The sequence below is a fragment of the Pseudomonadota bacterium genome (assembly GCA_018823135.1).
In the GTDB taxonomy this organism is placed as follows: Bacteria; Desulfobacterota; Desulfobulbia; order Desulfobulbales; family CALZHT01; genus JAHJJF01.
In genome coordinates this window covers 1-11,718 of record JAHJJF010000014.1, presented here as the reverse complement: position 1 = coordinate 11,718, position 11,718 = coordinate 1, and the positions used below count along the sequence as shown (strand labels likewise).

7 protein-coding genes are annotated in these 11,718 nt (G+C 43.2%); 5 read left to right on the top strand and 2 right to left on the bottom strand.

Going from position 1 to position 11,718, the window contains the following annotated elements:
- Positions 1-518: 518 nt before the first annotated feature.
- Entirely contained in the window at positions 519-1,142 is a 624-nt protein-coding gene (locus KKE17_00900) for a hypothetical protein (GenBank protein ID MBU1708539.1), read from the top strand.
- Between the two features lie 20 nt (positions 1,143-1,162).
- On the opposite strand, the gene KKE17_00895 is transcribed toward KKE17_00900, so the two are convergent.
- The gene (locus KKE17_00895; GenBank protein MBU1708538.1) at positions 1,163-2,980 is read right to left on the bottom strand and encodes a M3 family oligoendopeptidase; all 1,818 of its coding nucleotides are present in this window, start codon (positions 2,978-2,980) and stop codon (positions 1,163-1,165) included.
- Positions 2,981-3,453: 473 nt separating this feature from the next.
- Between KKE17_00895 and KKE17_00890 the strand changes: the two genes are divergently transcribed.
- The 4 genes from KKE17_00890 to KKE17_00875 all read left to right on the top strand — a co-directional run bounded on the left by KKE17_00890 (position 3,454) and on the right by KKE17_00875 (position 9,987).
- On the top strand, positions 3,454-5,292 hold the full coding sequence (locus KKE17_00890) for a type IIA DNA topoisomerase subunit B (protein MBU1708537.1): 1,839 nt from the start codon (positions 3,454-3,456) through the stop codon (positions 5,290-5,292).
- A gap of 82 nt (positions 5,293-5,374) precedes the next feature.
- Positions 5,375-7,462 (top strand): DNA topoisomerase IV subunit A, encoded by a 2,088-nt coding sequence (locus tag KKE17_00885; protein MBU1708536.1) that lies wholly within the window; start codon positions 5,375-5,377, stop codon positions 7,460-7,462.
- Positions 7,463-8,048: 586 nt separating this feature from the next.
- Positions 8,049-8,864, top strand: a complete 816-nt coding sequence (locus KKE17_00880) for a glucosaminidase domain-containing protein (protein MBU1708535.1) — start codon at positions 8,049-8,051, stop codon at positions 8,862-8,864.
- 97 nt (positions 8,865-8,961) lie between these two features.
- Positions 8,962-9,987, top strand: coding sequence for a polysaccharide deacetylase family protein (locus KKE17_00875; GenBank protein MBU1708534.1), 1,026 nt, complete (start codon positions 8,962-8,964; stop codon positions 9,985-9,987).
- 429 nt (positions 9,988-10,416) lie between these two features.
- Here KKE17_00875 and KKE17_00870 read toward each other — a convergent pair whose 3' ends face one another.
- Positions 10,417-11,469, bottom strand: a complete 1,053-nt coding sequence (locus KKE17_00870; GenBank protein MBU1708533.1) for a molybdopterin-binding protein — start codon at positions 11,467-11,469, stop codon at positions 10,417-10,419.
- Positions 11,470-11,718: the final 249 nt, after the last annotated feature.

Genomic DNA, 11,718 nt, shown 5'->3' with positions numbered 1-11,718 from the left:
CGACCAAACACCGGATGAAGTATATTGGCAGAAACCACGGGCCGGTTATCCCGGAACCGTCATCAAGCTGGCGGCATAACAACAATGGATTTCCACCTTATTTCCGCCGCCAACCTGTCCAATCAACCGGGGCCACTTCTTTAATCAGTTCGATTATTGCGTAATTTCACAAATACAATCAAACGAAGGAAAGGCGATATATTGAAAGATTTCGTTTTTTCAGTAAATGCAACAATATTTTCGCTGAGAGATAGTGTAGTAGATTAAAGTCAAATTATAGCCGCAGAGAAGGGGCTTTTATTAAGGAAAATCAGCAGGAACTGGAAAAGTCCATTAAAGATATCAAGGAATATCTCGATCGGTTTAAGGTTTATAGAGGAGGAAAAAAGATTAGACATCTACAAAGTATTCCAACATTATTTTTTCTTGGTTGCTTCTTATTTTTTTTGAGCGGCTGTCTTGCTGATCATGCAACAACCGCTTCAACAAATCAAGATCGTATAACAAGAGGAGCCCTGGTGAAGAATCATGATAATGAGCCAGGGATAATTCTTGAGGTCATTGAATCCGGTGGATACACCTATTTACTTGTTGAAACCAGAGACCAGCAGATTTGGATTGCCACTTCAAAAATAAGTTTATCAACCGGGGATAAGGTGGAAATACCTGGATCGGCACCCATGAGGAATTTTTATAGCAAATCATTGAGCCGTGTTTTCAAGGAAATATACTTTGTCGCCGCAGCCGGTACAAATATTAATGAACCAGCCGTTCAGAAAAATCTGCCACAAGGCCATCCGGTCATCAGGGGGAGAATGTATGAAGGGCTTGCAGTTAAGATTGCCGAAGGAGGCCTCACTGTATCGGAAATTTACGCCGGAAAGCTGGAGATTGCTGGAAAAGAGGTAGTTGTCAGGGGGAAAGTGGTTAAGTTCACGCCTCAGGTTTTAGGGAAAAACTGGCTCCATATGCAGGACGGCACCGGTACTTCCCTTACCAACGACCTTACAGTAACCACAGATACCATAGTCATGGTGGGGGATACAGTTGTTTCAAGGGGCATATTGGCGGTTGATAAGGATTTTGGATACGGCTACAAGTATGAAGTTATCCTAGAAAATGCCACGGTAATCATCGAATAAGTCCGATATGCTCAGATTTTTTACTCCTCTAGCTGCGCAGCCAACTCTTCTGCTGAAAGCAGCAACTCATTAATTATTTCCAGTCCTCCCAACCAGAAAGCCTTTTGGTCGAGATTAATTCCGAAAGATTCAAGCAGTTCAGCAGGGGTTTTGCTCCCCCCAGCCTTGAGCAGTTCAATATATTTGGGAGTGAAGGCGGCTTTGTCGTCTTTATAGATTCGGTACAGGGACAGCACGAGAAGTTCGCCAAAGGCGTAGGAATAGACATACCCCGGGGTACTTAAGAAATGAGGAATATAGGACCACCAGATTGAATAATTTTCCGTCAGGGTGACGCTGTTGCCGAACATGGCTTTCTGAGTCTGCATCCAGAGGGTCGATATACTTTCCGTTGATAGTTCTCCCTGGTTTCGTCTTGAATTATGAACAAGGTCCTCAAATCTGTTCATGGCCACTTGTCGAAAAACCGTTGCAAAGATAGATTCAAGTTTTTGGCATAAATATGCCAACCGTTCTTTTTTGTCTTTGATGCGGCTCAACTGGGAATGAAAAACAATCAATTCGCCGAACACTGATGCTGTTTCTGCAAGCACAAGAGGCGTGTTGCTGTTGAAATAACCCCGTTCCGCGGCTAGATACTGATGGATACCATGACCTAGTTCATGGGCTACGGTTGAGACGTCTCTCAGGTTGCCGGTGTAATTGACCATTATGTATGGATGCACTTCCGGAACACAGGGATGAGCAAATGCTCCGCCGCGCTTGCCCTCTATGATTGGTGCGTGTATCCAGCTCTCAGTAAAGAAAAGTGATGCTGTCTCCGCCATGAGAGGCGAAAACTCATGGAATGCATCCAGCACGATTTCCTTACAGGTGTTCCAGTCGATGAGGTTAGATTGGTTATTTTTCGGTTCTTTCCCTGGAAAGGTAAGGGGTGCGTAGCGATCATAATCCTTGAGCTCGGGAATTCCGAGGATTTTGCTTTTGATCCTATAGTAGCGTTGTGGAATATCGTAGCGGGAAACCACGCTGTCGATGAGGGTTTCCACTGTGTGGTCTTCAAGTTCATTGTATAAATTCATTGAACTTATCCATGCCGGGTACTGCCGCAATCGATCATCGATCATTTTGTCTGCAAAAATTGTATTAAAAATATGGGTCAGGATATGACTCTGGGTCGAAAGTCCCAGTGTCAATTCTTCTGCTGCCTGCATGCGAACTGTACGTTCAGGATTATAGAGATCGGATAAAACCTCTTCTTCGGTCCTTTGTTTGACACCGAATTTCATGTGACCGATTACTTTGTCAAAGAGATTGTTCCAGCTGCTTTTCCCGGTTGGCGCTTTTTCAATGAGCAGGGTTTCTTCGATCTGGGACAGATGATGCTTGGCATATCTTCGCATGCTTGCGAGATAATGTTGATAATTGCTCAATACCGATGAACCGAGAAGTTTCCGGGATTGGTTTTCGTCAATTTTGCTCCATTCCAGTTCAAAAAATACGATTTCTTTGCCGATTGTACTTAAAGTCTCCTTTATTTTTTGTAGAAAGGCGCCAGCCTCGGCATTGTTTACCTGGGTAGTGAAGTTCAGGAAGGCAAGCGTTGATATTTTGCCAAGTATGACTTCAAGTTTTTCCAGACGGTTAACAAGGATGTATAAACCACCCGGATCAAAGGAATCCAGCTTCCCGGCATATTCCTTGTTTATGGCTTGTGCTTCCTGCCGGCAGAAAGAAATGTCTTTTTCAAGGGCAGGGTCATTTATATCTTTATAGAGATCTGCAAGATTCCAAAGGACTTGCGCGGTTCCTAATGTTGTATTGATTTCGCCTGACACATTTATCTCCTCGCAAAATATTATTGAATGCAAATTTTGTCGGCATCTTAAAAAGCACGATGACGATGCATATATAGGTATACACACTTTTCAAATGACATGAATTTTTTGGACCGTGTCGTTGTGTATAGTCACATTTTGCCTAGTATGTTACATTATTTGTAAATTCAAAGAAAAAAAATCACCTTCGGCGTTCTTCCAGTCATTTTTTTCACCTCTATAAAAAACTGTTGCATAGATCATAGCACACAAGATATAGTGTACAGTGTATGCTTACGGTAGTACATATTGTGGATAATGTTTTTTTTGACTGATAATATATGCCTGAATCGATGATGTTTTTTGAAGGTTAAGGCAAACCAATTCAGGCCTGCCGGTTTCCATGTTGCCCAAAGGTGTGGAAACTTACAAAATTTTATCTGAAATATTCTTTTTTTTGTAAATTTGCTCAAAGTCAGAGGGGAATTTGATTGATGAATATGCCTGCAACAGTATATGACGAATCAAAGATAAAAACATTAAGCTCCCTTGAACATATTCGCCTTCGCCCCGGTATGTATATCGGTCGCCTCGGTAACGGCTCACACCCGGATGACGGCATTTATATCCTCTTGAAAGAGGTGATTGATAATGCCGTTGATGAGTACATCATGGGTGCAGGTAAACGGGTTAATATTTCAATTTCCGAAGATGGATATGTATGTATACGGGACTTCGGTCGTGGAATTCCCCTTGGCAAGATTATAGAATGTGTTTCGGTAATCAATACCGGTGCCAAATATAACACTGATGTCTTTCAATTTTCCGTTGGCCTTAATGGCGTCGGGACAAAAGCGGTTAATTCTCTTGCTGAAAAGTTCAAGGTTGTATCGTACAGGGATGGCAAGTTCGCATGCGTAAATTTTGTCCGTGGGATACTTGAAAGTGAAGAATCCGGCGATACTTCCGAAAAAAACGGAACCTATGTCGAGTTTCAACCAGACCGTGAAATTTTTGAAGAGTATACTTACAATCGGGAATTTGTCAGCAAAAGGCTCTGGCGTTACGCCTATCTTAATGCCGGCCTGAAATTATACCTAGATAAAGAATGTTTTTATTCGGAAAACGGCCTGCTTGATCTTTTAGATAACGAGATTGACGGCACTCAGCTTTATAAACCGGTTCATTTCCGCAACGGCACGCTTGAGTTTGCCTTTTCACATACCGACGGCTATGGCGAATCGTATTTTTCTTTTGTAAACGGCACGTTCACCAATGAGGGAGGGACACATCTTTCCGCTTTTCGTGAAGGCATCCTGAAGGGAATAAACGATTATTCCGGGAAAAAATTTATCGGAGAGGATGTCCGTGAAGGAGTTGTCGGAACCGTTGCGATAAAGATCAAAGATCCGATATTTGAATCCCAGACAAAAAACAAGCTGGGCAATACGGAAGTTAGGGCGATTGTTGTAAATCGGGTTAAGGAGGTTCTCTGTAATTATCTTTATAAACATACCGATGTCGCAGATGTCTTAATTAATAAAATCCAGCAGAATGCCAAGGTTCGCAAAGAGTTGCAGGATGTCCGCAAGGAAGCCAAAGCCAAGGCCAAAAAAGTAGCAATCAAGGTGCCGCAACTTAAGGATTGCAAGTACCACCCGGCAAAAGGCCAGCCTTCTCCAGCCGGACGCGAAAACATGATTTTCATTACCGAAGGTCAGTCCGCATCCGGATCCATTGTAAGTTCCAGAGACCCGATGACCCAGGCGGTTTTTTCTCTGAAAGGCAAGCCGATGAATGTCCTGGGACATCCGCTGACCTTGCTGTATAAAAACGATGAACTCTATAATATCATGCGTGCCCTGAACATTGAAGAGTCCGTGGGAGGTTTGCGTTATGACAAGGTTATTCTGGCAACGGATGCGGACGTCGATGGCCTGCATATCCGAAATCTTATGCTCACGTTCTTTCTGCATTATTTCGAAAACCTGGTGAAACGGGGCCATATCTATATTCTTGAAACCCCGATATTCAGAGTCCGCACTAAAAGCGAGACGATTTATTGTTATTCAGACAAGGAAAAAGCTGCGGCCGAGAAAAAACTTACCGGCAAAAAGCAGATTAAAAACGCCGTTGAAATCACTCGATTCAAAGGCCTTGGCGAGATTTCTCCCAAGGAATTCAAACAGTTTATCGATGAAAACATACGTCTGAAGCAGGTCAATATCGACAAGCTCAGTGAAGTCCCCAAATTGCTGGCTTTTTATATGGGTAAAAATACTCCCGAACGCAAAGAATACATTATGGGACATTTGACGGACTATTTGGCCTGATTTTTAATTAAATTGGTCTGTGCCACATTCCATGCAGAGACTTTTGTAAGAAACATCCAGATCCGAGGCAATAATTTTAAGTATGGATACCTTGACAAATTACGGTGAATTGCATCAATTATTCGATGATAATTTCATAGATTATACCTCTTATGTTGTCAAGGAACGGGCGATTCCCGACATTGCGGACGGTTTCAAGCCCGTACAACGCCGGATACTCCAGACTTTATTTAATATGGATGACGGCCGTTTTCATAAAGTCGCCAATGTTGTAGGATCTACCATGAAGCTTCATCCTCACGGTGATGCTTCAATCTTTGCGGCGCTGGTCAATCTTGCCAATAAAGGTTATCTCATTGACCGACAGGGAAATTATGGAAATATCTATACGGGTGACCAGGCGTCTGCCGCCCGTTATATCGAGTGTAGGCTTTCACCGCTGGCCCGGGAAACCATTTTCAATAAAGACCTTACCGAATTTGTAGACTCCTATGACGGGCGTATGCTTGAGCCTGTTGCATTACCCGCAAAAATTCCCTTATTACTTATGCAGGGCGCTGAAGGAATCGCCGTGGGCATGGCCACCAAAATCATGCCCCATAACTTTGTGGAATTGCTGGAAGCCCAGATCCGGATTTTACAGGGGAAGGAGTTTGAGTTTTTTCCGGATTTTCTTCAAGGCGGATATGTTGATGTTTCAGGATATGATCAAGGCAACGGCAGAATCAAATGCAGAGCAAAAATCATTGAGAAAAATGAAAAGACAATTGTCATAAAGGAACTGCCTTACACAACCACAACCCAATCCCTGATTGAAAGCATTGAAAAGGCGGCTCGGTCAAACCGGATCAAAATTCTCTCCATAGATGATTATACCGCCGAGGAAGTAGAGATCGAAATCAAGCTTGCCCGTGGAATTTATGCGGCAGACACGATCCGGGCGCTCTATGCCTTTACTGACTGTGAAGTACCGATCACCCCGAATCTCACGTTGATCAAGGACAATTCACCGGTCAATATTTCAGTTAATCAAGTTCTCGAATACAATACTCACAAGCTTGTAGGCGATCTCGAACATGAATTGAATATAGAGCTTTCTCGACTTAAAGAAAAACTTCAGCATAATTTGCTGGAGCAGATTTTTATCGAGGAGCGGCTGTACAAGAAGATTGAAGAATGCAAGAGTTACCCGGCAATACTTGAAACAGTAGAAAATTCCTTGCAACCCTATCTTGCCGATCTTGTCCGGGAAATCACCAAGGAAGACATTGAGCGGCTCCTTGAAATTCGAATCAAGCGTATCTCCCGTTATGATATCGACAAAAAAAGAAAAGATATCAAAGAGATAAATGAAAACATCAAAGAGGTTACGCAGAGCCTTACAGATATGGTCGGATTTACGATCAATTACATTAAATGTTTGCTGAAACGCTATGGAAATCAGTATCCGCGAAAAACTGAAATCACTACTTTCACCGAGGTTCAGGCTCGAAAAGTCGCTCTTTCCAATTTGACCGTGACCTATGATGAAAAGGATGGTTTTCTCGGTTATCAGGTCAAAGGGAATCCAGAGACAGCCATATCCTGTTCCGAATACGACAAGGTGATGCTGCTTTTTAAACACGGATTGTATAAAATCATCAATGTCACTGAAAAAACCTTTGTCGGAGCTGATTTGTTATGGTTCGGCAAGGTGGACGAAAAGCTCCTTTTTAATGTCGTTTACAAAGACGGGGAACAGGATATTTCGTATCTCAAACGCTTTCATATGCCAAAATTCATCCTTGAAAAAGAATACAGGCTCTTCACGGAACACAGCAAATCCAACATTCAAATATTACTTTTTGGTGAAGAGGGAAGTTTGCGCTGCAACCTGGTGCCGTCCAAGCGAACTCGCACTAATACCCTGGATTTGGAAATCAACGAATTTCTTGTCAAGGGTGCATCGGCAATCGGTAAGAGAATTTCCACCAGGCCGGTACGACGCATTACGGAGATAAAATCCAAAAAAATTGAAATCGAAGTCAAGGCAAAAGAAGTTGCAGAAGAGCCGGAAGTCGTTGAAACTCCGATGAATGTCGATATTATGCCTGCTCAAGAAATTTCCGAAGAAAAGAAGGCAAAACCTATTCAGCCGGGGCTTTTTGATACTGCTCGGAAAAAACAATGAAGTGACGGTAAAAGTTTCATCAGGTGACTGAGAAGTTGGGTTCTTTCGTTGATATCACTTAAAAAATATTTGAAATTGAATGACTGCTGCGTATACAATTAAATGATCCGATTCGAACGGTATTAAGCAAGTAATCAGGACAATATTGTCTAATCCTTGATTTTTCTGAATTTATTTGGTATAGAGACCTGTTTTGTTCGGTGAATTAATGCGGGATATACTTAGTTCAAAAAAACAATCACCGTCTTGCCTGATGCGTGTACCGATACTCGGTTATGTTTTTGAATATATATTAAGAACAGCAAGAAGGTTCATGAATTATATAACTGCCAAATGTCCCCGCCAAGGAGATACGGAAAACATTCAAACGGTTTTCTCTGATAAATGCCGTTTTCTTACCTTTGGACAGCGGAAAATTGGCAAACGGCCTCTACATTTCGGCCTTATGTCTGTTTTAGTCATTGTATTTTCGTGCACATTTTTTTTAAGACTTTATTCGTCATATCAGTCGCAAGGACATGTTATAGAACAAAGGGTTAGGGGGAACCTTGTACGCTCCCTGGAAGTCGACACAGGTCATGAGTTGATGGAACTACTTAAGACCTATGATCTGTGGGATATTCAACCGGATTCAGAAATACCTCCTATTGTTCTTGCCAGCTTCCCCGTTAACTTTGAAGAACTTGAAGTTAACAATAAAAAAAGAGCCTTTTTCCATTCATTATTACCCGTCGCAATGATCGCTCTTTCTGAAATTGAAAGTGAAAGAGCCACGGTGGAATATATTCTTAATAAACTGCAGTCAGCCGGTGTGGGCGGGAAAATTGATTTTTCTGATAATGGTGACTGGACAGTAATTCTTGATAGTGTGGAATTGGATTTTCTAAGGCATCTCACTGCCAAATACCGTACTTCTGACTCTCAGGTGCTTCTTAAGCGGGTAAACGTTATTCCAATCAGTCTGATTATGGCCCAGGGCGCCATCGAATCATCTTGGGGGAGTTCGCGTTTCGCACTTGAAGGGAATAATCTTTTCGGCATCTGGACCTGGGGCAAAAATGGGATTGTTCCGGCCCTGCGTGAAGAGGGTTTAAATCATAAAATTGCAATTTATCCCTCCATACTGGAATCAGTCAGGGATTATATTTTAGTTCTGAATCGCCACCAGGCATATTCAAAATTCAGAGACCTCAGAAATCAAAGTTTCGACCCCATTACTCTGGTTGACGGGCTTATTAAATACTCTGAAAGAAGAGAAGATTATATTCGTGATGTAAAGAGGATGATACGCTCAAACGAGTTGCAGCGTTTCGACAGTTATTTGCTCACCAGTCAATTGGATGATCCCGACGGCCTCATGAATATGATGTTTCTGCGTAAAAATCTTAATGTTGTTATCTAATTTTTTTTCAGTGAAATTTCCCTTTGTTTTGTTTCTGAATATTCTTCTTTTTATTTTCATTTTCGCGCCCCAGATTCAAGACTATGCATATGCCGGCATGACCGAAAGCAATTCTTCGGACCAGCATAGCGGCGGCACTGTTTTAATCTATCATCGTTTCGGTGAAAGCGAATATCCCACTACTAATGTATCAGTGGACCGTTTTCGAGAACAGATGAGCTTTCTCAAGGAAAACGGCTATAAAGTCATTTCTCTTGAAACCCTTGCATCAACTCTTGCTGCCGGCAAAAAAATTCCCGACAAAAGTGTGGTCATAACCATTGATGACGGATATTTGAGCACTTATACTCAAGCCTGGCCGATTTTAAAATCATTCGGCTATCCATTCACGGTCTTTATCTATGTAAAGGCGGTTGACAGGAAATACCGAAATTTTATCACCTGGGACCAGATTCGTGAAATGAAGCGGGCAGGGGTGGATTTTCAAGAGCACAGTTATTCTCATAATCGAATGGCCGACAGGCCTTCCGAAATGAATGACCGGCAATACAGGAATTGGATCAGGGATGATCTTGTGCGCAGCGCCAAAATCATGGAAAATGAGCTTGGTGAAAAACCAAGGTATTTTGCCATTCCGTATGGTGAATATAACAGCTTTGTTATTGACGAAGCCAAAAAGGTCGGATACCAGGCGATAATGAGCCAGGATCCTGGTTCGGTCAGCAAGAATACCGACGTGTTTCTGATCCCGAGGGAACCGATTCTCGGAAAAGACTGGTCAGGCATTGATCATTTCAGCAAGATCCTCAACCGGGTGGATTTACCTGTTGCCGATATTTATCCAGATATTGTGCCGCGGCAGTCACAATCCCCTGAAAAATTCAGTGCAAGAATCTTATATCCTGAGAAATACATGCCCGGAACTTATGGGGTTTATGTGAGCGAACTTGGCTGGCAGCAAGGTGAGTTGCAGGGGAATGTCTTGAGTGTCCCCAATCATTCGCCTTTACAACGACGATTGAACCGGGTGATAGTCAGCGCCAGGGAAAAAGACACCGGTCGCATGGCAATCCGAACCTGGCTCCTTATTCAGGACCGTCCCAAGGATATCCCTCAGGACTGAATTGACAACGCTGTGGATTGAGACCAAAGCGTCCATAAACAGCCATCAAGATCGCGCATCTTTCTGCCGCGTCCAGGGTTCTCCGTTTTCCTCCCTTGCTGATTCTCTGGCACCGTCGCAGTACAACCTGCGGTAATCACCGCATCAAGGACATTTATTCCCATTTAGATAATCTCAATAGCTGTCTGGCTTACCCAAGAGGTGATCGCTGGCAATGACTGACTTATGTCTTGATCTCATTGGAGAATGAATTATTTAGAATGGGGTTGTCGGTGTGGTTCAATTCCACTCCAGCGCGGCTACTGTAAGGAAGGGAAGGCGATAACTTTTCCGCCATGGGCCAGAATCAATTTGACGGCGTTTCTCACTGTTATAGTCAGAGAAATTTCGGCATTGTACCTTTCGCCCACAGCTTTTGCGTCTTGGTCTCTATTTTCCAAAGCCGCAGATCGGATAGCTGCAATGTTTGCATAAACGGCAAAGTCCGCCATGCCCCATGAGCGCGATATCTTTACGGCTTAGTTGTTCACCGGCAAGCATTCTGGGAAGCACAAGATCAAAAACCGTTATCTTGTGAAACATGCCGCAGGCAGGTACGCCGATAACCGGAACCGTACCGATTCGCGCCACAAGAAACATGGAGCCGGGAAGAACCGGGGAACCGTACATGATGTCGGTTGCGCCGGCGGTCTGGATTCCCAGTCGCGTGACATCGTCAGGATCAACAGACATACCGCCGCTGGTAATAATCAGTTCAACGCCGCAGTCTAAGCAATTCTTTATTTCCTTGGCAATGACCTCAGGATCGTCCGGTGCGAACCTTATCTGGGTCACTTTCGAGCCAAGGGATGCAAGCTTTTCAGTAAGGACCGGCGCAAAGGCATCTTTGATGCGGCCATGAAAGACTTCATTGCCGGTGATAACCAGGCCGACGGTAATACGCTTCAGTTGTTTTACCTGGATTATACCGTTATTTCTTGCAGCGATTGCAATTGCCTGGTTGACGATTTTTCTTGAGCCAACCAGGGGCAGCAACCTGGTTCCGGCAATCACTTCATCTTTTTTCACCGGGGTATTGTTGTGGAGACTTGCGCAGACGACTTCCTCAAGGAGATTGAATTCCAGCAGCGATTGAACGTCTATTTTAAGAAGACCTTCTGTGTCGGCAAGGATATTTATTTTGCCTTCTTTGGGTTCGCCGGATGTTCTGGAGCCGGGGCCGCTTAATGCTGAAGCGATTTTTTCTGCAGCTTCGTTTTCATGTATATCGTCAGGACCGAGCTTGAGCACAAAAATATGCTCTTTGCCTAAATTTTTCAGACGGGGGATATCTTCTTCCCTGATGATATGGCCTTTTTTAAAGGCCCGGCCCTTGAATTGCCCCTGACCGTCAGCACCCTCTTTTGAGGGTGGTCGAATTTCAGTGATATCATGGGGCAGGACCATGCCCATGGATTTTTCAAGAGGAATTTTTGTCTGCATGGATCTATTGATTTTGGAATATTATTTTTCGGAAAGATTTATTCTGTCACCTTGCATAAACTGTAACAGGGAAAACATAAGAAAAGCATAAATTAACTATCACAAAAATACTGAATTAAACAAATATATGGCTCTATACAATACTCAGCTTAATGATTACATTTTCACGTAAGATCAACCTATTAAGGCTAAGGAGATCTTGCCATGAAAATGCCAACTATTTCTCTCTTGGAGTGGCAAAAACAATTT

Coding starts and splice junctions, on each gene's coding strand:
- KKE17_00890 (MBU1708537.1), top strand. CDS start 3,454: ATGAATATGCCTGCAACAGTATATGACGAATCAAAGATAAAAACATTA.
- KKE17_00885 (MBU1708536.1), top strand. CDS start 5,375: ATGGATACCTTGACAAATTACGGTGAATTGCATCAATTATTCGATGAT.
- KKE17_00875 (MBU1708534.1), top strand. CDS start 8,962: ATGACCGAAAGCAATTCTTCGGACCAGCATAGCGGCGGCACTGTTTTA.
- KKE17_00880 (MBU1708535.1), top strand. CDS start 8,049: ATGGAACTACTTAAGACCTATGATCTGTGGGATATTCAACCGGATTCA.
- KKE17_00870 (MBU1708533.1), bottom strand. CDS start 11,469: ATGCAGACAAAAATTCCTCTTGAAAAATCCATGGGCATGGTCCTGCCC.